This is a genomic window from Enterococcus sp. BWR-S5, from assembly GCF_016745255.1.
In the GTDB taxonomy this organism is placed as follows: domain Bacteria; phylum Bacillota; class Bacilli; order Lactobacillales; family Enterococcaceae; genus Enterococcus_L.
The window spans coordinates 14,464-38,498 of the sequence record NZ_JADOEQ010000005.1 but is presented as its reverse complement, the minus strand read 5'-3'; the positions used below and the strand labels follow the sequence as shown (position 1 = coordinate 38,498).

21 protein-coding genes are annotated in these 24,035 nt (G+C 39.9%); 10 read left to right on the top strand and 11 right to left on the bottom strand.

The window, feature by feature from the left end; genetic code table 11:
* Position 1: 1 nt before the first annotated feature.
* Complete coding sequence (locus tag IW510_RS07855) at positions 2-1,408, bottom strand: L-fucose/L-arabinose isomerase family protein (RefSeq protein WP_202058370.1); 1,407 nt, start codon at positions 1,406-1,408, stop codon at positions 2-4.
* 272 nt (positions 1,409-1,680) lie between these two features.
* Between IW510_RS07855 and IW510_RS07850 the strand changes: the two genes are divergently transcribed.
* From IW510_RS07850 to IW510_RS07840, 3 genes are all read left to right on the top strand, one after another.
* Entirely contained in the window at positions 1,681-2,703 is a 1,023-nt protein-coding gene (locus IW510_RS07850) for a LacI family DNA-binding transcriptional regulator (RefSeq protein ID WP_202058369.1), read from the top strand.
* A 453-nt stretch (positions 2,704-3,156) separates the two neighbouring features.
* On the top strand, positions 3,157-4,428 hold the full coding sequence (locus IW510_RS07845) for a RidA family protein (RefSeq protein ID WP_202058368.1): 1,272 nt from the start codon (positions 3,157-3,159) through the stop codon (positions 4,426-4,428).
* A 317-nt stretch (positions 4,429-4,745) separates the two neighbouring features.
* Positions 4,746-5,429, top strand: coding sequence for a phosphoribosylaminoimidazolesuccinocarboxamide synthase (locus IW510_RS07840; RefSeq protein ID WP_202058367.1), 684 nt, complete (start codon positions 4,746-4,748; stop codon positions 5,427-5,429).
* Between the two features lie 116 nt (positions 5,430-5,545).
* Here the strand turns inward: IW510_RS07840 and lepA are convergent, their stop codons facing one another.
* Complete coding sequence (gene lepA, locus IW510_RS07835; protein WP_330932638.1) at positions 5,546-7,381, bottom strand: translation elongation factor 4; 1,836 nt, start codon at positions 7,379-7,381, stop codon at positions 5,546-5,548.
* 247 nt (positions 7,382-7,628) lie between these two features.
* On the opposite strand from lepA, the gene IW510_RS07830 reads away from it, so the two are divergent.
* The 5 genes from IW510_RS07830 (at position 7,629) to IW510_RS07810 (ending at position 11,757) form a co-directional block, all read left to right on the top strand.
* Positions 7,629-8,849 carry a GNAT family N-acetyltransferase gene (locus IW510_RS07830; RefSeq protein ID WP_202058365.1) on the top strand — a complete coding sequence of 407 codons (1,221 nt, stop codon included), beginning with the start codon at positions 7,629-7,631 and terminating at the stop codon, positions 8,847-8,849.
* A 15-nt stretch (positions 8,850-8,864) separates the two neighbouring features.
* Positions 8,865-9,365 (top strand): AAA family ATPase, encoded by a 501-nt coding sequence (locus IW510_RS07825; protein ID WP_202058363.1) that lies wholly within the window; start codon positions 8,865-8,867, stop codon positions 9,363-9,365.
* 21 nt (positions 9,366-9,386) lie between these two features.
* Positions 9,387-9,866 carry a nucleoside 2-deoxyribosyltransferase gene (locus tag IW510_RS07820; protein WP_202058361.1) on the top strand — a complete coding sequence of 160 codons (480 nt, stop codon included), beginning with the start codon at positions 9,387-9,389 and terminating at the stop codon, positions 9,864-9,866.
* 26 nt (positions 9,867-9,892) lie between these two features.
* Complete coding sequence (locus IW510_RS07815; RefSeq protein WP_202058359.1) at positions 9,893-10,582, top strand: hypothetical protein; 690 nt, start codon at positions 9,893-9,895, stop codon at positions 10,580-10,582.
* Positions 10,583-10,809: 227 nt separating this feature from the next.
* Entirely contained in the window at positions 10,810-11,757 is a 948-nt protein-coding gene (locus IW510_RS07810; protein WP_202058357.1) for an alpha/beta hydrolase, read from the top strand.
* Positions 11,758-11,892: 135 nt separating this feature from the next.
* Here IW510_RS07810 and IW510_RS07805 read toward each other — a convergent pair whose 3' ends face one another.
* Positions 11,893-12,909: a hypothetical protein gene (locus IW510_RS07805; RefSeq protein ID WP_202058355.1), complete on the bottom strand. Its 1,017-nt coding sequence runs from the start codon at positions 12,907-12,909 to the stop codon at positions 11,893-11,895.
* A 186-nt stretch (positions 12,910-13,095) separates the two neighbouring features.
* On the opposite strand from IW510_RS07805, the gene IW510_RS07800 reads away from it, so the two are divergent.
* Complete coding sequence (locus IW510_RS07800) at positions 13,096-14,451, top strand: MATE family efflux transporter (RefSeq protein ID WP_202058353.1); 1,356 nt, start codon at positions 13,096-13,098, stop codon at positions 14,449-14,451.
* 58 nt (positions 14,452-14,509) lie between these two features.
* Positions 14,510-14,956 carry a hypothetical protein gene (locus IW510_RS07795; protein WP_202058351.1) on the top strand — a complete coding sequence of 149 codons (447 nt, stop codon included), beginning with the start codon at positions 14,510-14,512 and terminating at the stop codon, positions 14,954-14,956.
* A 53-nt stretch (positions 14,957-15,009) separates the two neighbouring features.
* On the opposite strand, the gene IW510_RS07790 is transcribed toward IW510_RS07795, so the two are convergent.
* From IW510_RS07790 to IW510_RS07755, 8 genes are all read right to left on the bottom strand, one after another.
* Positions 15,010-15,942 carry a TMEM175 family protein gene (locus IW510_RS07790; RefSeq protein WP_202058349.1) on the bottom strand — a complete coding sequence of 311 codons (933 nt, stop codon included), beginning with the start codon at positions 15,940-15,942 and terminating at the stop codon, positions 15,010-15,012.
* Between the two features lie 208 nt (positions 15,943-16,150).
* Complete coding sequence (gene clpB / locus IW510_RS07785) at positions 16,151-18,769, bottom strand: ATP-dependent chaperone ClpB (protein ID WP_202058348.1); 2,619 nt, start codon at positions 18,767-18,769, stop codon at positions 16,151-16,153.
* A 482-nt stretch (positions 18,770-19,251) separates the two neighbouring features.
* Complete coding sequence (locus IW510_RS07780; protein ID WP_202058347.1) at positions 19,252-19,728, bottom strand: hypothetical protein; 477 nt, start codon at positions 19,726-19,728, stop codon at positions 19,252-19,254.
* Between the two features lie 445 nt (positions 19,729-20,173).
* Positions 20,174-21,103: a primosomal protein DnaI gene (dnaI, locus tag IW510_RS07775; RefSeq protein WP_202058346.1), complete on the bottom strand. Its 930-nt coding sequence runs from the start codon at positions 21,101-21,103 to the stop codon at positions 20,174-20,176.
* A complete protein-coding gene (locus IW510_RS07770; RefSeq protein ID WP_202058345.1) occupies positions 21,103-22,515 on the bottom strand; it encodes a replication initiation and membrane attachment family protein in 1,413 nt (470 codons plus the stop codon). The genes dnaI and IW510_RS07770 overlap by 1 nt, the downstream gene beginning before the upstream one ends.
* A 12-nt stretch (positions 22,516-22,527) precedes the next feature.
* A complete protein-coding gene (gene nrdR, locus IW510_RS07765; protein ID WP_202058344.1) occupies positions 22,528-23,013 on the bottom strand; it encodes a transcriptional regulator NrdR in 486 nt (161 codons plus the stop codon).
* A gap of 155 nt (positions 23,014-23,168) precedes the next feature.
* Positions 23,169-23,636 carry a hypothetical protein gene (locus tag IW510_RS07760; protein WP_202058342.1) on the bottom strand — a complete coding sequence of 156 codons (468 nt, stop codon included), beginning with the start codon at positions 23,634-23,636 and terminating at the stop codon, positions 23,169-23,171.
* On the bottom strand, positions 23,600-23,881 hold the full coding sequence (locus IW510_RS07755) for a hypothetical protein (RefSeq protein ID WP_202058340.1): 282 nt from the start codon (positions 23,879-23,881) through the stop codon (positions 23,600-23,602). The genes IW510_RS07760 and IW510_RS07755 overlap by 37 nt, the downstream gene beginning before the upstream one ends.
* Positions 23,882-24,035: the final 154 nt, after the last annotated feature.

Genomic DNA, 24,035 nt, shown 5'->3' with positions numbered 1-24,035 from the left:
CTTATTCTCCTCTCAAATAGGCTTTGACTTCTTCTTCAATGGGGTCATAAAAATCCGGTTGAATTCCTATATACTTACAGGCTTCATATAGAATCGGTACAACATTTTTTCTTACTGCAGCTACATGATGGATATATGGCCCTTCTACTAGCTTGAACTCCAAACGATTCAGGTTTTCAAATTCCAAATAGAGATATGTCCCTTGGTTGAACGGACCGTCGATGCCCTTTCCGGTCCCCATCAATAGAGAATAATCGCCGTGGTCTCCGTCAAAACGGCATAAGGTATATTCATCCTTAATTGCTCGAAAAGCTACAGAACCAGGATAGTCAAAAACGAAATGGCGTTTAGGCAAAATAGGCTTGGTTTCTGCTGTCGAAAAGGCAAAAACACCTAAATGTTGTAAAAGCTCACCATTCTCATTTTCAGGATGACGGCAGTTCACATCTGCAAAAATCGCGCGATGCTCGCCAAGTGACGCTGCTTCAACCAATAATTCTGAAATCGCCCCATGAACATCGGTTTCGCAAACAAAGGGAATCCCCTCTTCCTGAAGAAGTGACAACGAAGCATAAGGCAATATACCGATTTCGTCCTGTAATGCTGTCCAGCATTGAATAACGCCTGCATTACAGCCATAGGATACACAAAGACTTTGCAATGCGACCTTTAGCGCCGCGACCATTTCTAGCCGCTCTTCTGTAATTTGTACCTCTGTATTTTTCTTGAAATAGTCCATCACAGCTGCAATTTTTCCATATTCCTTTGCTTTTATTCGCTCAATCTCCTGAACAACTTCCTTAATAGGAACCGGAGAAAGTGAGATATTGAAACGCTCTAACAGCTCACCTTCGTTACAAATTACGGTCCAGAAGTCAAACGGTCGTGGACCAACTTGTAAAATCCTGGTTGCTTTGAAGGTTTTCACCACGTTACAAACCTTGATGAAATCATTCAGCCCTCGTTCAAATTCAGGCGAATCAATATCAGAGTTTTTCATATAGGTAAACGGGATATTGAACCTTCGCAGAACCTTCCCAATCGCAAACAGTCCACATTGAGTGTCTCTCAAACGTGAGCCATCCTCTGCCGGCATCTCGTCTTTTGGCCCCCATAGCAGAACCGGAACGTCAAGCTGCTTCGCCAGACGAGCACAGGCATACTCCGTACCAAAGTTCTCGTTTGCCAAAAATAAGCCATCGACTCCCTCAGCTTTGAATTTAGCAGCGATTTTCTCCACACCTTCATCGTCATAAAGTAAACCATCTTGGTTGATGTCTTGGATATCAATATATGAAATTCCCATATCATCCATTTTCTTTCGTGTTAACTCTGCATACTCAATAGCTGCTTCAGCACTAAATAAGTTTCTTCTTGTAGGAGCAAAACCAATCGTGATTTTATCCATTATTTCCAACTCCATTCCAACGATAATAATTATGAAACGCTTTCTTCAAAATCAGAATAGCATCGTTCAACTGAACAAACAATAAACAAAGTAAATTTTTATTAAAAATGTTTTTTAGTTTAGTAAACTAAAGGTTTTTATGGTGTATACTGCTAGAAAATCAAGAAATAATAATGTATATAAAACAAAACCACTAAAACAGATAAATTATTCCACTAAATTTATTTGCTTGTTTTTCAGTTGTATGATAAATTGAACATGCGGAGGAATGAATGATGAAATTAGAAGATGTAGCTAGACTCGCCAAGGTATCAAAATCGGCTGCTTCGCTGGCATTGAATGGCAAGCCGGGAGTAAGTGACGAAACAAGAAAATATATCTTGGAGATTGCTGAAAAATATAACTATAGTCCATTAAGAAAACGGACAAAAAAAGAAGAGCACAAATTAAAAATTCGCTTTATCGCCTGTACCAATGAAGATGTCGTTCCCGAAAACTATGACCAGCTGCCCTTTTTCAAGGAGTTGCTTTCCTATATCTCTACTGAAATAGGCGCAAAGGGACATGTTTTAACGACAAACAGCTTGCCAAAGGAGCTTCTTTACAACGAGTTAACCACCATCGAGGAGCATGACAGCAGCGATGGTATTATCATTTTAGGAACAAATCTGACTGCTTCTCATATCAAAACAATCAATGAACACTTCGAGAATTTAGTTATTCTCGATACACAGTGTAGCAGTCTTGACTGCAATACAATCACCATGAACAATTTTCTTGGTGCCTATGATGCCACGCAACATTTGCTGGATATGGGGCATCGAAGTATTGGCTATATCAAGGGTATCCAGAGAATCAACAATTTCTATGATCGTAGACGAGGCTTCAAAGCAGCTATCCACTCATTCGGTCTTACTCCTGCAGATATGCCTAAATTCTATCTGCCCGGTATGGAAATTAATCCAATCCAAAACAAACAGGAGCAGTTTTTGGAATTTATTAAAGGAATTACTGCTGTTTTTTGCGAGGACGATTACATCGCCATCAGCGTCATCAAAACATTGGCAAAGCTTGGTATCCGTGTACCTGAAGACTTATCTGTCATTGGTTTTGATGATATCTCTGAAAGCCGTGTCATTACACCGGAACTGACAACTGTACATGTACCAATCAAAGAAATTGCTCAAGAAGCGATTTCCCTGATTGAACAAGGATCGACAGCATCATTAGTAAAAAAACAGCTTTTTCTTAACACAAAGCTCGTGTGTCGGGATTCTGTAAAAAAGCTGAATTGATTTAGGTTATAAAACATCTATCATAAATGAACTCCTACTACAGATGATAAAGCTGCAGTAGGAGTTCTTATTTGGTTGAAGTGTATTGCCAGACAACCTATCAAACTTGGCAATTTAAGCACTATTCTCAGTAAGATAAAAAACCACAATAAGACCACTATTTCATCTGAATATTTTCTCGCTATTATGTGAAGCGACATAATCACAGAGCTACAGCTTGCTTGAGTAGAATTTAACATAACTAATGCCGATTTTCTGACAGATAACTATTGACGATTTTCACGTTAGCTATTCTATCAATTTATCATAGTAAAAAAAATGTTCTCTTCTCTTCTAAAAAAAACACAAAACCCTTAAAAAACAACAATGAAAGCGCTTGACTAACTTTATCTAATAGATTAGACTTTTATCTTGAACGACAAACAAAAATGAAAATCAAAGGAGTACGTGAATATGACAAAAGATAACATTGTATTAGCAAGGAACACTGATAAAGCACCTATGCATCCTCTGGCTTCTCAAACGGTCGCTTTTTCTCACTACAACAATTTTTCAGCTCAATTACCGTTAAATCCGCAAACCGGTAAATTAGTAGCCGGTGGCATCAAAGAGCAAGCCGAGCAATGCTTCAAAAATATTCAAGCGATTACAAACAGTATCCACCATGTAATGAGTGATATCATCAGAATCACTGTTTTCGTGACAGATATTAAAGATGTCGAGGTTGTAGATGAGGTGTATAAGACATATTTCACAACCTATCTTCCTTCGCGAACTGTCGTTGCAGTCGATGCTCTACCTATGAATGCTCTTGTTCAAATCGAAGCACTTCTTTCAAATGGTGAAGGAACCATCCCTGATGCTCCGCAGGCCGGGGATCTTATAAAACTGACGAACAATACTGATAAAGCGCCAGTCAATTCGCTTTCTACGCAGACAGTTTCTTTTTCCCACTACAACAACCTCTCTGCCCAGTTACCAATTGATCCTAAAACAAACAGAGTAGTCGTTGGCGGGATCGGGGAACAAACCAGCCAATGCTTGAAAAATATTAAAACGATTTTAGAAAGCATCGATGTACCATTTGATGATATTGTTAAAATCACTGTTTTCGTTAAAAATCTGGCAGATATTGACGCTATCGATGAAGTGTATAAAACCTTTTTCCCTGACTCAGCGATTGCCAGAGCTGTAGCCTATGTTCCAGCACGGTCAGTTGTTCCAGCTGCCGCTTTGCCTATGGATGCTCTGGTACAAATCGAAGCGGTTGTTTCTCATGGAGATGGTACTCCTCCGCAAGCAATTGAGGACCGACACGGACTTATCCTTGAAGCAAACAATACAACAAAAGCACCTATTTGCTCTCTAGCTACACAGACAGTTGCTTTTTCTCACTATAATAATATCTCAGCTCAATTGCCTTTGAATCCACAAACCGGTGAAATTGTAGTTGGTGGTATCAAAGAGCAGACAGAGCAATGCCTGAGAAATATCAAAACGATTATTGAGAGCGTGAACCATGTTTTGGAGGATTTAGTGAAGGTAAATATCTATCTTAAAGATATCGCCAATCTTGCTGCAGTAGATGAAATCTATGGTACCTTCTTCCCAGACGGCACCCCTGCCAGAAGAGTCGTGGGCGTATCTGAGCTGCCTAAAAATGCGTTGATTCAAATCGAAGCAATCGCCGGAAACGCGGAAGGAACTCCACCGATTGTAAAATAAGAAATTAAAACACTCGAATTATGATGTCAGTGAGAAATCACTGGCATCTTTTTCAATAACGCTACATAAAAACTGCTCCTTTCCCCTCTTCAAAACCAGGGGAGTGAAAAGCACTCTAAAAAATTCTTGTGACACTCGAAAAACACGAACGAAAATCAATCAGGAAAACTTTTAATACGATTTAAACACACATAACGAGCTAAACACGAACTTTAATCAACTTATTTAGACTAAAATCCGAAAAATAATCGACAGTGAAAATATCCAATGGTATCATTAATTTAAATACTAGAAATTTTAACGAAGGCGGGAAAAACATGAAGGAATTGTACGACGGCAAAACAAAAACGGTCTTACTTGATGAAGAAAACAAAGAGGTTTACTTATTATTTAAGGATAGCGCAACTGGCGAAGATGGTGTCTTTGATCCAGGCTCTAACACAGTTGGCGGCAGCGTTGATGGCAAAGGAAAAATTGGTTTGACTGTTTCTAAATACTTCTTTGAACTGATGGAAAAAAATGATATTCCTACTCACTATTTAGATGCAGACATTGAAAAAGGTATCATGAAGGTTCGCCAACTAACGGTACCGAATTTAGAATTTGTTTTGCGCTATTTCACTGCTGGTAGTATGTGTCGTCGTTTTACTTTACCGGAAGGATTACCTTTTGATCCGCCGTATCTTGAAGTGACATTGAAGGATGATGAGCAGGGCGATCCCTTGATTACTGACCGTCTATGCCAAATGAAAGGCATTCTAAAACCAGGACAATATGATGAAGCACTTGAGATTTTAACAAAAGTTGGGGCGGTTCTTAAAGATGCGTTAGCGGAAATGAATCTAACCCTCATTGATTTCAAAATTGAAATTGGGTATGATGCTGACGGAAAAATGTATGTCGTTGATGAAATCACACCAGATATTTGGCGTGTCAAAGATGAGCAAGGCAATATTCCTAACCAAATTGACTGCGCTCAATTGATTTTGGATAAAATCTAAAAACTATACTTTTAGGGACTGATGGGAATATCCTGTCAGTCCCATTTTTCAAAAAAAGCAATAACACAGGAGCAATCATCAAACTGGTGATTGCTCCTGTGTTATTAGTTTTGATACTATTTCTTCGGTTCATCCTCATCCATTTTCAGTACAGCCATGAAGGCTTCCTGTGGCACTTCTACAGAACCAATTTGTTTCATTCGCTTCTTACCTTCTTTTTGTTTCTCTAACAGCTTACGTTTACGAGACACGTCACCGCCGTAACATTTCGCCAGTACGTTCTTACGAAGAGCTTTAATATCAGAACGAGCAACGATTTTCTGTCCAATCGCCGCTTGGATTGGCACCTCGAATTGCTGTCTTGGAATCAGCTTTCTCAGCTTTTCAACGATTGCTTTTCCACGTTCATAAGCAAAATCTCTGTGGACGATAAAGCTTAGCGCATCCACTTTCTCTGCATTTAAAAGAATATCCATCTTCACTAAACGGCTTGTACGATAGTCACTCATCTCATAATCCAGTGACGCATAGCCCTTCGTGCTTGATTTGAGCTTATCAAAGAAATCAAAAACAATTTCTGATAACGGAATATAGTACACCACGTTTACACGATAATCATCTAGATAATCCATAGTGATAAACTCGCCACGTTTTCTTTGAGAAAGCTCCATCACTGCGCCGACGTAATCATTCGGTACCATGATCTGTGCTTTTACATACGGCTCTTCTACAGAATCAATCACACCCGGGTCTGGGAAATCAGCTGGATTATCCACGACCACTAATGACCCATCTGTCTTATTCACATGATAGATAACAGATGGTGCAGTCGTGATAAGCTCCAGATTGAACTCTCTTTCCAATCGCTCTTGGATAACATCCATATGCAAGAGACCTAAGAAACCACAACGGAACCCAAAGCCTAAAGCCTGTGATGTTTCTGGTTCGAACTGTAACGCTGCATCATTCAACTGTAATTTCTCTAATGCTTCCCTCAAATCATTATAACGGGAATTATCGATTGGATATAAGCCGCAATACACCATCGGATTCATTTTACGATAGCCGTCCAACGCTTCTTCTGCCGGATTGTCTGCCAAAGTGACAGTGTCACCGACACGAGTATCTTGAACCGTCTTGATACTGGCAGTGATATAACCAACATCACCTACCATCAAGAAATCTCTGGCAATCCCTTTAGGTGAAAAGACTCCGACTTCTGTTACATCAAAAGTCTTGCCGTTGCTCATCATTTGAATTTTATCTCCCGGCTTCACGACACCATCCATGATGCGGACATTCAACACGACACCACGGTAGCTGTCATAAACTGAGTCAAAAACCAAGGCTTTCAGCGGTGCGTCTACATCTCCTGCAGGAGCAGGTACATATTCAACAATCTGCTCAAGAATATCCTCAATCCCGATTCCTGCTTTGGCACTTGCCAATACAGCTTCACTGGCATCAATTCCGATAACATCTTCAATCTCTTGACGAACTCGTTCCGGATCAGCAGCAGGCAAATCAATCTTGTTGATAACCGGTAAAATCTCTAAGTCATTATCTAATGCTAAATAAACGTTCGCAAGAGTTTGCGCTTCAATTCCCTGTGCCGCATCCACAACAAGTACAGCACCCTCACAGGCTGCCAGACTTCGAGATACTTCATAAGTAAAATCGACGTGTCCCGGTGTGTCAATCAAATGGAAAATATAGGTTTCGCCATCTCTAGCTGTATAATTCAGTTCAACCGCGTTAAGCTTAATTGTGATTCCGCGTTCACGCTCAAGATCCATTGAGTCCAATAGCTGGGCTTGCATTTCTCGCGAAGTCACTGTATTTGTTTTTTCCAAGATTCTATCCGCAAGTGTTGATTTTCCGTGGTCTATATGGGCGATAATGGAAAAATTACGAATTTTTTCCTGTCGTTTCTTCATATCATTTATATTCATTGTCTTCCTCATTTCTTTTCAATCAGCAGTTCTCATTATAACAAGGTTTTTTACAGATTTAAAGAACTTTCATCAAATGCATTTCTGATTCATCCGATTCTGTTCTTTTCCCTCCCAATCAAAGGGAAAAAGCCTATTCATGCGCATATTTCACCAGTATTTTTGTAATAGACACTACTTTTCTGTATGTTTTCGTGTTTTTTGATATACTTGTTATAAATCAAAATGGAAATTGGAGAGGAAAAAAATGGATCAGAATGACTTTCGAAAACAATTGAAGCTGAAGCCGGTTGGTGAAGAATATCTTGACCAATTCAATGAGCTGCTCAGCTATGTCTTTCAATTTACTGAATCCGATTTAGAAGAAAGCGGCTTCGATAATAAACGGGAGTTTGTCCGCTCTAAACGACCAATCCTTGAGTTGTCCAAGGTGTTTGGATGGTTTCATGAAAATAAGCTGATTTCTCAGATTTCCATCTACCCTTGTCGTGTAAACATTCATGGATCGCTCTACGAAATGGGTGGAATCACCGGTGTCGGAACCTACCCGGAATATGCGAATCATGGCTTAATGCAAGACCTGATTCATGTGGCTCTGAAAACAATGAAGGAAGACAAGCAATGGATTTCCTATTTATATCCGTACAGCATCCCCTATTATCGAAGAAAAGGCTGGGAAATCATGTCGGATAAGCTGTCTTTCAAAATTAGAGATACTCAGCTGCCTAAAGCTGTTGAAGTATCCGGAATGGTTGAACGAACAGCAGTTGATCACGAAGATGTATTTACCGTTTATGATCAATTTGCCTTACAAAATCACGGGGCAATGATTCGTAGTAAATTTAATTGGAAGGAATACTGGCGCTTTGAAAATGAGGAAGAACGAACCGCAGCTATCTATTACGACGCCAATCAAAAGCCTACGGGTGTGTTGTTTTACTGGGTTGCAGAAGAAGTCTTTCATATCAAAGAAATGTTTTATCTGAATCAAGAAGCTAGGAATGGCCTCTGGAACTTTATCACCGCTCACTTCTCAATGATTTATTGGGTACAGGGAGACATCTACAAAAATGAACCGCTTGCCTTTCTGTTAGAGGACAGTCAAATTAAAGAAACCATCGAACCTTATTTTATGGCGAGAATTGTTGATGTTAAAGGCTTTTTGACCTCTTACCCATTCAAGAGTACCGCTGCTCCTTTTCATTTTGTAGTAAAAGATCCTGTAGCAGAATGGAATAATGGTATTTTTTCTCTTCAATGGGATGAAAATGGGCAAGTAACAGTTGGAGACCAGCCCTTGGGTCATTCGATAACGTTAGATATTCAAACCCTGACTTGTCTGTTCATGAACTACCGCAGACCAAACTATCTTTATCGTATTGAACGATTAGAGACTGATAAAGAAACCTTAGACACACTGGAAAGAATTCTTCCCGACCAGGAAGCCTATTTCAGTGATGATTTCTAAAGGAGGTACTCGCAAATGAAGAAGCTCATCTTTATCGGCGGTCCAATGGGCATTGGCAAAACCACTGTCAGCAAAGAATTGGCAAGCCGACTGACGCAGTCTGTATTTCTCGATGGCGACTGGTGCTGGGACCTTCATCCATTTGTCGTAAACGAAGAAAACAAAGCGATGGTCATAAAAAATATTACGTTTCTACTTGGCTCCTTTTTGAGAAACTCGACAATCAACACAGTGATTTTTTGTTGGGTCATGCACGAACAAGCAATCATCAATGAGTTACTTGATGGTTTAGATGAACCTTTTGAGTTCCATTCTTTTTCACTAATCAGCAATGAGCAGGCACTCACTGAACGCTTTATGAAGGATGCCGCACAGGGAAAACGAGCAGTTGAGAATCTGACAAACAGTCTAAACAGATTGCCGCTCTATCAACAGCTAGACACAACATGCATTGATGTTTCAGCACATTCGGTTCAAGAAACGACTGACATTTTAATGCAGCAATTATTGATTTAATTTTTAGGAGGATATTATTACATGAAAATTTACTTCGCTGGTCCAATGTTCGCCAAAGCAGATTTGCTTTATAATGACTATTTAGTTAAGGAAATTCGGGCGTTAAGCTCAGATATTCAAGTCTATCTACCGCAAGAAAATGAAGCCATCAATGACAAAACAGCTTATGCCAACAGTAAAATGATTGCATTGGCAGATACTGAAAAGGTATTGGAAAGTGACCTGCTTGTCGCTGTTCTTGATGGTCTGACAATTGATGCCGGTGTTGCTTCCGAAATCGGAGTGGCCTACGCAAAGAAAATACCAGTATTGGCTCTCTATACAGATACTCGACAACAAGGTGCTGATAATTCTCAAAAGCTGGCTGCCTTACAAGAAACTGCGGAAAACCAATTCCACTATCTAAATCTTTATACTGTAGGGCTGGTAAAATTAAACGGTGCTGTCTTCCCAACAGAAGCAGCATTTTTAGAGGCTATACAGGAATTTATTGAAAAATAACAGGCAATTATTCAGGAGGAAATATAATGAAACTACAATTTGAAGACAAACAGGAACGAGCAGCCTTCTTCTTCCTGCTGATTTTTGGCATTATCACCTTAGGCGTAAACATCGTTAAAATGTTCATTATGGAGCCTGTCAGCCAGTATCAGCTGCTGACAGTAGAAATGATTGCCGGTATTGCCATCATTTTTCTGCCATTTCTTTTCACACGATTTACCGGACTTGTCTTTCCCAAAATCGTTCGTCTCTATTACTGGTTTTTCCTATGGATTTCTGTTTTTTTAGGAACCGGCTTACGACTGATTATCGTCATTCCTTTTTGGGATAAGATTCTTCATGCGGTTAGTCCCATTTTACTCGTTGCCGTTGGTTATGCATTGATTGGTTATTACATGAAAGACAGTGATTTTTCCAAGGTTAGTCCCTGGCTGTTCATTGTGATGGGCTTTGCCTTTGCAGGCCTTTGCGGAGTCTTCTGGGAATTTTGGGAATTTCTTTGTGACAGTCTTGGAAATATGAATTTGCAACGTTACATGACTGAAGCCGGACAACCTTATATTGGTAGAGAAGCGCTGATGGATACGATGGGTGATTTGTTGACGAACACAGTTGGTGCATTGATTTTGACCGTCTACAGCTTTACTCAGCGCCATAAGCCTGAATATTTTAAAGCCTACGCATTTAGAAAAGAGACTGCTTCAAAAAAATCATAATACGTTATCACGAACTCCTGACAGTCAGAGCTTCAGAAAGAGGCTGCGCATTAGTTACTAGTTGATTTTAGTGAACCGGACATACTGTTTTCCGGTTCTTTTTGTTTTTCATTTCTATCTTATAATCTTTCTTTTATTATATTGGAAAAATTATTCCACTCTTTATGTGGATATATTCACAATGTGATGGTATCATGTAAGAAATTACATTTCCTAAGGAGGATTTTATGATTAAGAAATATGATTATCATCCAGATTTCGACAGCATTAGTGAGCAGTATGATTTTCTAAATTCAGCAACCTTAGACGATTTCGCCGCATTAAATGTAGAGCTTCGTCAGCTTTGGGCAGAAAATAAAAGTGACGATTTGGTAAGCGTTACCAAGAAGAAAATTCAAAGCGCTGACGGCTACATGTGTGATATACAAATTATTGAGCCTCATACTCTAAAAGATGCAGCAAACTCTCCTTGCCTTTTGTTTTACCACGCAGGTGCCTTTTTAATGACAGGTATGGCTCATCACATTGGGTTATTACGTGATTACGCGCTTTCCATTCCTTGTAAAGTCATTTATATCGATTACCGTTTATTACCTGAGCATCCCTTCCCTGCCGCCTTAACAGATTGTTACTCCTTACTTGAATGGGCAGCGGAACACGCAGATGAGCTTGGCATCGATCGTAATTGGATTGCGATTGGCGGAGACAGTGCCGGCGGTTGCATGACAGCTGCAGTTGCTCAAATGGCAAGAGATAAAAATGGTCCGGCGATTGCTGGTCAGATGATGTGTTTCCCTACAACGGATGCCAGTATGTCCACCGACTCAATGAAGGCCTTTACTGATACACCCATTTGGAATTCTACCCTTTCAGGAACGATGTGGGATATCTATCTAAAGAATGGCGACCTTGGAACACCTCACTATGTTTCGCCGCTTCAGGCAAGCTCTCTTGCAGACCTTCCTAAAGCCTATATGGAAACTGCCGAGTTTGATTGCCTCAGAGACGAAGGAATCGCGTATGCCAAAGCAATGAAGCAAGCCGGCGTTCCTGTCGAGCTCAATGAAACAAAGAGAACAATTCACTGCTATGATGCTGAAACAGAAAGCAGTATCACACATGAAAATATTGCGAAAAGAGTGGCCTTCTTGAAGGATGTTCTTTCAGTGGGATAAAAAATTCCCAACTTTTTCTTTAATAAAAAGCATGTAGCTCCTGTGTTCAGAGATGCCATTAGACACTCTCTCACAGACTACATGCTTTTTTATCTCAGCATTATCCACTGGTAGAAAAACCACTTCTACTGCTTTTTACTTCATTTCATTGATGATATCAGCAAATAGCTGTTCCCTCAAAGCCACTGGCATATCAAACAGGTTTGTCGCAAAAATGAATGGATTGACTTGAACATTTTTTCCATTTTCCTCCAGCGTCACTACTAGATTCTCCGCAGTATCTGCTTCATCCCTATAAGGACGACAGACAATTTTACGAATTTGTTCAATCAGCTTCTGGTTATCACAGCCAAAAAAGGTCAACTTCATCTGAGTGAGCGCTTCATGCTCTTTGTAATCATCCAAAAGATTCACTATAGTCCAATTTGGCCAGAGAAGTTCCAACTGCTTTTCAAGAACGACAAGCGGCCTATTCAACCAATAAAACAGCACATGATTATCAAAATCTAAATGTATTCCTTCCCTTGCAAAATCAGCATAGCTTTCTGTCGACAAATCTGGAAACTCAAAATACGAATGGCCAGTCTGTTTGTTTATATTCTGTCCTGTCTTCTCACCTGACCAAAGAATATTACTGCCGGCATCATAGCCAAAAAAAGGATGTATTGATACTACCTTTTGATTAGTGACACTCAGTACGCCCTCCAATTCCCTGCCTTTTGCGCCAATAAAGCAGCTTTCCAAATCCGCTTTCCTCATTGGTTGTGTAGGCTCACCCAATCGATCCATTTGATTGTAGCTAACATACGCTGCCAAATCCAAGACACCGTTGAATGCCCATTTAATCAAATAACCCGGCCACATCGCCTTTAGCAGCTTCAAATACATCTTCCGCAAGGGAATATCGTAGTAAATATCTTCTCCGCCAAAAAACAACAGAACTTTCAGATCCAAATCGATCACAGCACCGCCTTCACACCAGACTGTGTCCAGCCAATATTCTTCCCCTGATTTTTCATGGTCTCTAAAAAAGGCGGTCGCTCGTTCCGGTCCCCAGAAAAGATAGGAGTCCAAAGAATTGGCGGCCCAATGGTCATAATACAGGGTGTATTCATTATTTTCTACAATAATCAAATTCGCTCTTTGTCCCATTTACTTGCTCCTTTATCTAACATATATTCATCATAGCAAATACAGCGAGCGAGAAATAGCTAAAATTCCGGATGAATCTTTTTTTCATAAAATTTATGGTTCCTTCATTACCATCTTGACTGGCTCACAGACTAATGCTAGACTGAAAAAGAACATAGGTTCGATAAAAAGGAGTCGAAAAATAGTATGGAAAAGGACTTAACTTACGGTGAGCCAATACGAAAGATTCTATGGTTCATGGTTCCGATTTTTATCGGAAATTTATTTCAACAATTCTATAATTTTGCCGATACAATGATTGTTGGACGATTGCTCGGTGTCAATGAGTTGGCTGCGGTTGGGGCAACAGGCAGCTTGATGTTTGTTGTGCTGGGTTTTACACAAGGCTGTGGTGCCGGGTTTTCCATTATTCTTTCTCAGCATTTTGGCAGTAAAGATGAGAAAAAAGTGAAGGAGAGCTTTGCAACCAGTATCTTCCTTAGTTTGATAATCGCTGTGATTGTGACGATTGGCAGTTTTCTTGCGATTCGTCCGCTGCTTGTCTTTATGCAGACACCACCCGAAATCATGGAACTTTCCTATCAATATTTATCAGTTATTTATTTAGGTAACATTACTGCTTTTGGTTTTAACCTGCTAAGCAATATGCTAAGAGCTTTAGGAGATAGTCGAACACCACTCTACTTCTTGATTGTTGCTTGTATTCTGAATGTCTTTCTAGACTGGTTTTTAGTTCAGGTCATTCCTATGGGCGTGCGTGGTGCAGCTATTGCCACGGTTATCGCACAAGCAGTTGCAGCTATAGGCTGCGGATTATTTATTGCGTATCGTTTTCCGTTACTACAGGTTAAAAAGAAGGATTTTACTTTAAAAACACAAGAAATACGAAAACAACTGGCCTTAGGAATTCCAATGGGCTTTCAATACTCTATTATTGGCTTAGGTCAGGTTGCACTACAATATTCTCTTAATCAGCTGGGGACAGCCGCAGTCGCTGCTTTCACCGCAGCAGGCAAAATTGAATACTTCTCTTCTATGCCTGTCCAAGCACTGGGAACAGCGCTCGCTACCTTTGCCGGTCAGAACCTTGGAGCTGAGAAATTTGACCGCATTCGCTATGCCTTCAAAAGACTGCTGCTGCTCTCACTACTCATTGCTGTTGTAATGGGGGCATTCAATTGGCTGTTCGGCGCTGAATTGATTGGTATTTTTGTTAATCGCAATGAAAGCGAAGTAATCAACTTAGGCATTCAAATCTTGCAAATCAACGGATTGAGCTATTGGCTGTTATCTATCTTATTCATCTGTCGTTTTACGTTGCAAGGGCTTGGTAAAAGCGTGATTCCTACAGTTTCCGGTGTTATGGAGCTGATTAGTCGGTTCATCGCAGCCTTCCTTCTATCTAAGCAGTTTGGTTTTCTTGGTTTGACACTGGCAAATCCTTTAGCCTGGGCTCTTGCCGCAATTCCACTATCCATTGCCTGTTTCTTAACATTTCGCCAGCTAAAGCAGCGTGAAGCTGCTGCTTTAGCTATAGATTAATAGAATTTGCCCTTGAAACGAAAAATGAAGATGTGTATGAACAAAAGGAGGACGTGCCATGAGTAGTTGTAAGGAGTGCTACAGTAAGCACAACAGGATTACCCCATTAAATGGTGTGAGAGAATGTTTAGAGAAGCATGAACAGTATATTTGTGGAAGCTGTGGTCGTTGCATTTGTATTCAAAAAGATGAGAAACGTGGACTTCAACGATGGAACTTTCCCTTTCGCTCGCTTGAAATTGCTTTGCTCTATTTACGAACAGCCGATGTGTCTGAAGGTACAGCATGCGGAATTTATTGCCTAACAAATCAGCATGGACGAGAATCCTATAAAATTTTTTCTTCTGACGAAGCGCTGACTCATTATCTGAAAAAAAACAGCAGTAAACAATGTACCGATAATGCTCCTGTCTATCGTTCTACTTCTTATCAGACTTTTGCCAATACGCAAATACGCAGATTAACTGCGGAAGAGGTTGAACAGTATTTAATGGAAATCAGTTAAGTAACAAAGCCCCTGCAAATCAGCTAGTCATCACTGATTTGTAGGGACTTTGTTTATCTTCTTCCTCTCGGATGGTTCAGTCGCTCACCGGTTCTTTTCATAATTTGCTGAATCTTTTGTTGCTCCATCATCAGCCGTTGCTTTTCTCTTTCAAAATGCTGCTTTTCAGATTGGCTCGTTGAGTTACTTATCTTTTCATCAACAGCTATGGTTTGTTTCTCCAATTCCTTCTGCCATTGATTATTGAAATTCAGCCACCATTGCTGTCTATCTGCCGCACTTTTAGAATCATCTCCCAAAGAAGAACGAAGCAGCTCCATATATTTTCGCACATTGCTGCCGCGTTCTCTTTTCAAATCACCGACATAGTAATCTTTTTGCTCTTCATTCATTTGAGAAACGTAACGATCTTCTTCTTTATCAATGATATTCTGCATGAATCCAATAATTGGTAGTACCAGATAGACAACCAGCCCCCACTTAGGGAGAAAATAGGCTATCACTAAGACCACTAACCGGAATCCCAATAGAATCATCTGCCGCTTATTTTCACGTTTCCGAAAGAACTCCGGAGTTTTATCCTTTTCTTCGATTTGCTTTCCTAAAGAATAAATTAGGCGTGTCCACAAAAACGTTACAATAAAACTAAGAATACCGTAAAAGAAAACAACCTGTCTATTTGTATCCTCAATCAATAAGCGGGTAAACGTCGGAACCAGAGACAGTGCAAAAAGAAAAAGCATATAGATAACAAAATCTTTATTTTTAATCTTCTTTATCTGATTGAACTTTTGGGCACCCTGATACCATAAATCAGCAACAAAGCAAAAGCTGATAAAATAAATCCCGATTGAGCGGAACAAAATATACATGTCCACTTCTCCTGATGAGGAGAGCTTAATCGGCAGTTCCAGTACAATAATAGTAATGATAATTGCAATAATCGCATCTCCAAAAGCAACGATTCTTTCCTTCATTTTCTCCATGACACATCTTCCCTTCAACGACGGCATTCTATAAAGTTAGGAGATTGTGAACCTACATCTCCTCTACTTAATAGAACCAATAATTACTCTGTTTTCAGTATAGCACGATTACAACATACTGCCATTTGTTACGCCCGTTCCCTAACCACCACAACAAAAAAAGCTTAAGATAACATCCTTTCGAATGCTTCTCCTAAGCTTCCAACTATTACTTACTCATAACAACCTCTTCGATTGCCTCGTTTTCAAATACCAATTGATCATTGAGCAAGGTAACAGTCACTTTTGTTTTCGGCATCACTCTGCCTGATACAATCTCCTTGGCAAGCGGCGTTTCCACTTCTTTCGTCAAGAAACGTTTCAGTGGTCTTGCACCGTATGCAGGATCATAGGCCTGTTGAGCAATCCAGTTTTTTGCTTCTTCTGAAATCACCAACTCGATTTCTTGATGCTCCAAACGCTTAGAAAGCTGTGCTGTCATCTTGGTAATGATTCCTTTGACATTTTCCAGACTCAACGGTGTAAATAGAATAGTATCATCAATCCGATTTAAGAATTCCGGTTTGAAGTTGCCTCTCAGAATCGTTCGAACCTGTTCTTCCACCGCTTCCGGTATTTCGCCATCCGCAGTCACACCTTCCAGTAACAATTGTGACCCAATATTGCTGGTCATAATCAATACTGTATTCTTGAAATCTACCACTCGCCCTTTAGAATCTGTTAAACGACCGTCGTCCAATACCTGCAACAAGATATTAAACACATCAGGATGCGCTTTTTCGATTTCATCTAATAAAACAATGGTATATGGATTTCTACGAACGGCTTCTGTCAGCTGACCGCCTTCTTCGTAGCCGACATAGCCCGGAGGCGCACCAACTAAACGAGAAACACTATGCTTTTCCATATATTCACTCATGTCAATTCGAACCATATGCTCTTCGGAGTCAAACAGATTCTCAGCCAAAGCTTTTGCCAGCTCTGTTTTACCAACACCTGTTGGCCCTAAGAATAAGAAGGAGCCTAATGGTCTGTTCGGGTCCTGTAATCCGGCACGTGAGCGAATGACCGCATCACTCACCGCATCAACTGCTTCATGCTGACCAATGACACGTTTATGCAACGTCTCATTCAGCTTCATCAGTTTTTCGCGCTCTCCCTCGACCAGCTTCGTTACAGGGATACCTGTCAAGCGGCCAACGACCTGAGCAATCTCGTTTTCTGTTACAGCTTCCTGCACCATTTTTATATTATTGTTGCTGTTCTTGGCTTCCAGCTCTTTTAGTTCTTTTTCCAAATCTGGAATCGTACCATGACGTAAAACTGCTGCTCGCTCTAAGTCATAGTTATTTTCTGCATCTTCCAGTTCGTGCTTTGCTTTATCAATTTCTGCCCGCTTATTGCTAACAGCGTTAACCTCGTCTTTTTCAGTTTCCCACTGCAGCTTCATACTATTGGCTTCTTCTCGCAAATCAGCCAGCTCTTCTTGAAGGTTATTTAAACGCTTCTTGCTGGCATCATCCGATTCTTTTTTCAACGCAGCTTCTTCAATTTCCAGCTGCATTAAGCGACGGGTAACCTGATCCAGTTCCGTCGGCATAGAATTCATTTCCACTCGAATCGTCGCACTTGCTTCATCCACCAAATCAATCGCCTTATCCGGTAAAAATCGGTCCGTGATATAGCGATCTGAAAGTGTCGCAGCAGCAACTAATGCATTGTCATGAATGTTTACACTATGGTGAATCTCAAAGCGTTCCTTTAGCCCTCTTAGGATACTGATTGTATCTTCAACAGTCGGCTCCTTGACAAGTACCTTTTGGAAACGTCGCTCCAAAGCCTTATCCTTTTCCATGTATTGGCGGTATTCATCCAAGGTTGTCGCACCAATTAGATGCAGCTCACCACGAGCAAGCATTGGCTTCAGCAAATTCCCTGCATCCATACTTCCTTCTGTTTTACCGGCTCCAACAATGTTGTGGATTTCATCAATGAAAAGAATGATTCGTCCATCACTCTTCTTCACTTCCTTCAATACACCTTTTAAACGCTCTTCAAACTCACCTCGGAATTTTGCCCCTGCAATTAGCGCACCCATATCCAAAGAAAAGATTGTTTTATCCTTCAGGTTTTCAGGGACATCCTTTCGAACAATCCGCTGAGCCAAGCCTTCAACAATCGCTGTTTTACCAACACCCGGTTCTCCCATAAGAACAGGGTTATTCTTTGTTTTTCTTGATAAAATACGGATGACATCACGGATTTCTTCGTCACGACCAATGATGGGGTCTTGCTTTCCGCTTTTGACCTGCTGAACCAAATCAACACCATATTTTTCTAATGCCTTATATTGCTCTTCCTGATTTTGAGAAGTCACTCGTTCCCCACCTCTCATCGCTTCAATATTTTTTCGTAATTCTTTTTCATTGATCCCTTGGCTGTGCAAATATTTCGTCAAACGATAATTTTTCAGCTTCATCAATGCCAAGACCACAATCTCAGTTGAGAGAAATTCATCTTGAAACGCCTCTCGCAATTTGTCCCCTTCACTAAATAAATTGAAAAGGTTCTGACTCATCGTCTGGCCATATTGAACATTGCCGCCCTCTATACTGGGATACTCATCTAATGCCAAGTCAACCTCTCGTTCAAAGGCATCCACATCCAAGCCGGCATCTGTATAAAAATTACGTCCAAAATGATTGGGCTGTAAAAATATTTTCCATAAGTGGGCGATATCTATCTCTTGGTGTCGACGTGTGACTGCAATTTTCTGCGCTTCAGCAATTGCTTCTTGTAATGTTGTCGTCATTTTTTCAATCTTCATAAATTTTTTCCTCCTAAACATCGTAATCTATATAAATCCTACAAAGGTTTTTAGTACATAAAAAAGCTGAACTCTCTCAATGCTATAGTGAAATATAAACAACTACTGGTTCCGTCCGTCAATAGAGTTTATGACTGACTATCCTCGAGTTCATTATGAGCTTGTCCCTCTTAAAATTCAAAGATAACGACTACTCATAAATAAATTATACTCAATTGGTCAATAAAGGTCAAACATTATCTTCCTATTTTTTTATGAGCTTTTCAAAAATATTTTCCTTTGATTTCCTATGTTCCAGTGTAGCAAATCTGTCGGAAATAGAAATCAGTCTACAGGACTAAACTCAACTAAGCCCTGCGCATTTTAATCGGTTGAATAAACAAGCTGCTAATTTTTCGATTGCTTCACCAGTACTTGATTACACAAAAAAACCGTAATCCATTTGATAAAGGTCAAATAGATTACGGGTCGCTATCATATAATTATTCTTCTATTTTTTCGATTAATGAAATTGAATTCCCTGGTATTTGAGGTGGAATAGACATAGTCATTATCGGAAGTCCAGTAAGAGTAAAACGAATCTTATCTCCCGCTTTTAACGTATCCACGGTGACTCCTTCTGAAAGCTGACTCTCCTGTGCATTCAATATTACACCATCATTTTCCATCATTGGCAAAATAGCCTCAGGATCAGAGACCACTTCTATTCCATTAAGTGAAATTCGAATACCATTATCATTATCCATAACAGTTGCATCCTCTGTTAACGTACCTGTAAATACAGAAACTTCGGAAACCTTATCTGCCGAATCAGTACTATTTTCAGTTGATTGATTCGTCGATTGTTCTGTTGACACCTTTGTTTCACTACTTTCCTCTGAAGCATCTTTTTTCTGACCGCATGCACCTAATAAAACAAGCATCGCAGCTGCTGCTATAACCATTTTCAGTCTTTTCATCTTTCCACTCTCCCAACATTCATAATTAAACGAGCTACTATTATTTTAAAAGCAAAAGTGGTTGCTGTAAATAATCACGGAGTTTTATTAAGAAAAATTAATGAAACTGATTTTTCTTATTATAAAATGAGCGATGAAAAAATAGAGCCCAAGACAAAAGCGATTAGCTCTGAAATGTCAATTCTACTTAACAAATAAGGTAGCGGAATGATCTGTGTATGAAGATAGGGATTATTTTTTTTAAAAAATAATTTCGCTAGTATGAATTAGGATTAACTGTTGCTTTTTCCTATACGGTTTTCACTTTGCTGCTCTAATCATCAAAACATGATGAAGCTTTGTACCCCGTTTATCTGTGTTTAGACACGAAAAGAGTTTGGAACTTTATTTTGTTCCAAACTCTTTGATAATTTTATTGACTTACACATCTTATAGATAGAAACCATTACCCATTCCGACGATCCTGACCGCTTAAGGTGATTTCCTTTGCTAGATAACGGATACGTTCCATTATTCGTTTGGCTTTTAATGGCTCCTGCTCGCCACGCTGTGAAATCGTCAGATGCTCTTCCAAAGCTCGCATATCCAGATTAGAAGAGAAAAAGGTTACCAGCTGTTCCTGCATACGATATTGCAGAATGACACTTAATACATCATCTCTAATCCAGCTTGTCATTGACTCAGCACCAATATCATCAATCATCAAGACAGGTGCCTTTTTCACGGCATCAAGCTTTTGGCCTACAAGATCCTTCGCAATCGCCTGCTTCATCTCAACGGTAAAGGTTGGAAAATGGATGATTGTTGTTAGAACACCATCCTTTGCCAATTCATTGGCAACTGCACCGAGAAGATACGATTTTCCCACACCAAAGGTTCCTTGTAGATATAGCCCCTTATGAAATTCCCTTGGAGCTGCAACATAGGCATCAATAAATTTTGTTGCTTCACTTAGCGCTTCAAAACGTCCACTGGAAGAACGATCAAATTTTGCAAAGGTTGCTTGACGCACATCCTTCGGCATTGTCATTGCACTGACACGTTTGCGCAATTCTTCTTCTTTTTGACGTGCAATTAATAGTTCGGTTGGAACATAAGTGACATCAATATAATGGAAATTCAAGGTTAGCTTTGGTTCGTAGCCCGGAGCAATCATTGACGGATCGTTCAAATGGAATTTCTTCTTTTCCTGAACAAACTCATAAAGCTTTGAGTAGCTTTTCTCAATATCCTCATCTGTCAGCTTTTCTCGATGCTCAGCAATGAACTGTTTTACATCGGGATCATCCATCACCGTTTGAACCAATTGATTAAAACGATCGTTCAACTCTCTGCTCCGAATGATTTTGGACATTTCTTTTCCTACATCTTCCATTATCGTTCACCTCGTCTCCGTAAAAAATCTTCCATTTCTTTATCCAGCTTTTCCTGTGCTTCTCTTGACAGCTTTTCTTCCGGTACTGGATTATCCACCCAATCCGGTAGCTTCTCTTTCCGCACAACTTGCTGATTCCTATTCGATGAATAGCTTCTATTCTGGCGTTTCTTTTGGTTTTCTGTTTGCTTTTCTTTTAAATAAGTCATTGCCTTTTCAGGAGAGAAAATCTCTTTTTTCGCCCAGTCGTTGGCAATCGTATTGACATAACTACTCGTTAAGGTTGGTTGCTTTTGGATAACCAAGACATAGGATATCAAAATATTGATAACACTGTTCGGCAAACCGGAACGTCTTACTAGATTTTCAACAATTCGTTCCTCTTGCCCTGTGCCAAAGCCACCTGTCTGCTTCTGAACAGCCGCTAGATATTTCAACGGTGGAATGCTTTCACTGTCAATAATTGAGCGAATGTCCGCCTCCGTGAAGCCGTCCATTTTTAACGAGTTGAAACGGTAGGAGCGCTGCTCTTCTTCAGTCAGTAAAACCTCATCATTTCTTTTCACCTGGCTTGGCTTTTGCTGTTTATTTTCACGATACGAGCGATCAATAACCTGTCTTAAAACTCTTCGATTGATTTCATTGGTATGATAATCAAAAGAATCTTTGACAAAATCCAACATTTCCAGTTCATCCATCCCATACAAGCGATTGTATAGATAAATTTCTTCCTTCAGCCCATCCTTATTTTCAGGCAGCTTCAAACCAAAATGCTCTAGCTGCGATAAGAAAAATTCCCAATCAAACGCCGTTGAATCCACAACGGAAATGTCTCTTTTTGAGACAGGGTCTTCAAATGTACTCTTTATTTCCTGTAAACGGGGAGCCTCTGTAATAAGCTGTTCTTCTCTAAAGCTATAGGCTTCACGAAAACCGGACGAAACATTTTCATAATCATCTAGCTCAATATATTGAGGCTGAAAACGTTCAAACAACTGATTAAACTTCTTCTCACCAACTTGGTTCAATAAGGTTAAGGATAATATCTCGTCCTTAAAAAAGCTCTCCACAGTTTCCGGACGATTCAAGCGGTAGATATACGTGAATCCCAGCTCGGCATCCTCCTTAACAAAGGTGTCTAAAAGACCGATTCCCTCTAGCTTGGTACGTGCTTCCTCCAACTGTTTACTTCCCATATCCAGCAGCAAAATCAATTCTCTGTGAAACAGTGCCTCACTTAAACCAGAATAACGAACCTCCGACAGAAGGGTCAAAAATAAACTATACGCACCAGCACCAACAATTGGCTGATATAAAAAAGTCAGTATTTCCTTTTCTACATCGGAAAACGGGGCATTTACCAATACTTTGAATAGCTGTTTCGGTTGGACCTCTTTCCTGTTATTTTTCACGGAAAGACCTCCCTATTCCTGCTCCGCATCTTTTTTTTCAGCGTTTGCTTTGTCAACAATTTCCTGAAGCTCTTTCAAGAATACACTCATATCTTTAAACTGACGATAGACACTGGCAAAACGGATGTACGAAATCTCATCCAAGGTAACTAAATCTTCCATGACATACTCGCCAATCAGTGTAGTAGACACTTCATTTTCACCAAGCTCTCGTACACGGTTTTCCACATTATCTACAATTTTGACCATTTGTTCCATTGTTACAGGTCTCTTTTCCGCAGAGCGAATCAACCCTCTCAAAATCTTATCTCGGTTAAATTCTTCACGATCCCCATTTTTCTTGATGACAAGCAGCGGAGCGGCTTCAATTCGTTCAAAGGTAGTAAAACGGTTATGGCAGCTTTCACATTCTCTTCTTCTTCTAATGGCTCTTCCATCATCAGCTTGACGGCTGTCAATGACTCTGGAATTATTATGATGACATCTTGGACAACGCACAATGATCACCTCATTTTTATTTATTTAAGTAGTAGTTATATTATAACATGAAATGTTTGATATACCAGTTATTCAAAGTGATTTCTTATGACTTGCTGCTCTGAGGAAACAGCTAGCTGAGCTGCATTGATTTTGCAGTCTATACTCTCGATTAATCAATAGCTCTCCGCATCGCTAAGTGTAAATCTATTTCTATAAAGCAGCTGAGACGATCCCAACAGTTCATTGGTTTCATTATAACGGAAATACAGATAGGGAATCTTCTCTCCATCCGGATATAATACTTCTGCCGTTCTTGCCTGAATATCATGGCCCAGAGTGTCCATAATCCGTTTTTTCTCCCCGTTCCTTTCATATTTCACACTCAAAGGAACAACAACCTTCAGCATTCTGTAGTTACCAAGAACCGGCTCAATTTGAAGAATCTGACCTTCGGACTCAGCAACAATCGTTTCCAAAAGCGGCGGCATCCGCTCCGCAACGTCCTTAACCAACTGTTCATCTGCTTCATTTTTTGCTATATATTTGCTGTAATCCAGTGTAAATCTTTGGACAATCGGTTCGTCATCGCTTGAACGCTCAAAGCTTATTTCCAGCTCGTCCGGAAAATCTTTGTCATACATCGCTTGAATTGATTATCCTTTACCAGAATTGTTTTGACAGACTTCTTATAGCGCATAGTGAATGAACTTTCTGATGTTCCTGAAAGATCAAAGCTGCCATATTCATTCGCTTCAATTACTGTCGTATCAAAGGTAATCCACGGCTCGGCAGTTTCAGAAGCACCTGTTTTCTCGGGTTCTTTTTCAGCAGAACAGCCGACTAACAATAGACATAGCAACACCAATATACTTATTTTCTTTTTCATTTTTTTCTCCTCTTTTCCTTTTTAATATATAGAAAGAATTCTTCCTATTTAGCTTTGCAACAGCTACTCATACGATTAAAAACCATAGACAGTTTCTCTAAAAACAGTCCATCCTAAACTGTCTACCGGTTCTACCCAAATAATCGCTTAAGCA

Bases quoted from the DNA above. Each gene is read 5' to 3' on its own strand.
- IW510_RS07820 (WP_202058361.1), top strand. From the start codon at position 9,387: ATGAAAATTTACTTCGCTGGTCCAATGTTCGCCAAAGCAGATTTGCTT.
- IW510_RS07780 (WP_202058347.1), bottom strand. From the start codon at position 19,728: ATGAAAAGACTGAAAATGGTTATAGCAGCAGCTGCGATGCTTGTTTTA.
- IW510_RS07840 (WP_202058367.1), top strand. From the start codon at position 4,746: ATGAAGGAATTGTACGACGGCAAAACAAAAACGGTCTTACTTGATGAA.
- IW510_RS07800 (WP_202058353.1), top strand. From the start codon at position 13,096: ATGGAAAAGGACTTAACTTACGGTGAGCCAATACGAAAGATTCTATGG.
- IW510_RS07845 (WP_202058368.1), top strand. From the start codon at position 3,157: ATGACAAAAGATAACATTGTATTAGCAAGGAACACTGATAAAGCACCT.
- lepA (WP_330932638.1), bottom strand. From the start codon at position 7,381: ATGAATATAAATGATATGAAGAAACGACAGGAAAAAATTCGTAATTTT.
- IW510_RS07790 (WP_202058349.1), bottom strand. From the start codon at position 15,942: ATGGAGAAAATGAAGGAAAGAATCGTTGCTTTTGGAGATGCGATTATT.
- IW510_RS07825 (WP_202058363.1), top strand. From the start codon at position 8,865: ATGAAGAAGCTCATCTTTATCGGCGGTCCAATGGGCATTGGCAAAACC.
- IW510_RS07755 (WP_202058340.1), bottom strand. From the start codon at position 23,881: ATGAAAAAGAAAATAAGTATATTGGTGTTGCTATGTCTATTGTTAGTC.
- IW510_RS07830 (WP_202058365.1), top strand. From the start codon at position 7,629: ATGGATCAGAATGACTTTCGAAAACAATTGAAGCTGAAGCCGGTTGGT.
- dnaI (WP_202058346.1), bottom strand. From the start codon at position 21,103: ATGGAAGATGTAGGAAAAGAAATGTCCAAAATCATTCGGAGCAGAGAG.
- IW510_RS07805 (WP_202058355.1), bottom strand. From the start codon at position 12,909: ATGGGACAAAGAGCGAATTTGATTATTGTAGAAAATAATGAATACACC.
- IW510_RS07850 (WP_202058369.1), top strand. From the start codon at position 1,681: ATGATGAAATTAGAAGATGTAGCTAGACTCGCCAAGGTATCAAAATCG.
- IW510_RS07760 (WP_202058342.1), bottom strand. From the start codon at position 23,636: ATGTATGACAAAGATTTTCCGGACGAGCTGGAAATAAGCTTTGAGCGT.
- IW510_RS07855 (WP_202058370.1), bottom strand. From the start codon at position 1,408: ATGGATAAAATCACGATTGGTTTTGCTCCTACAAGAAGAAACTTATTT.
- clpB (WP_202058348.1), bottom strand. From the start codon at position 18,769: ATGAAGATTGAAAAAATGACGACAACATTACAAGAAGCAATTGCTGAA.
- IW510_RS07810 (WP_202058357.1), top strand. From the start codon at position 10,810: ATGATTAAGAAATATGATTATCATCCAGATTTCGACAGCATTAGTGAG.
- IW510_RS07795 (WP_202058351.1), top strand. From the start codon at position 14,510: ATGAGTAGTTGTAAGGAGTGCTACAGTAAGCACAACAGGATTACCCCA.
- IW510_RS07815 (WP_202058359.1), top strand. From the start codon at position 9,893: ATGAAACTACAATTTGAAGACAAACAGGAACGAGCAGCCTTCTTCTTC.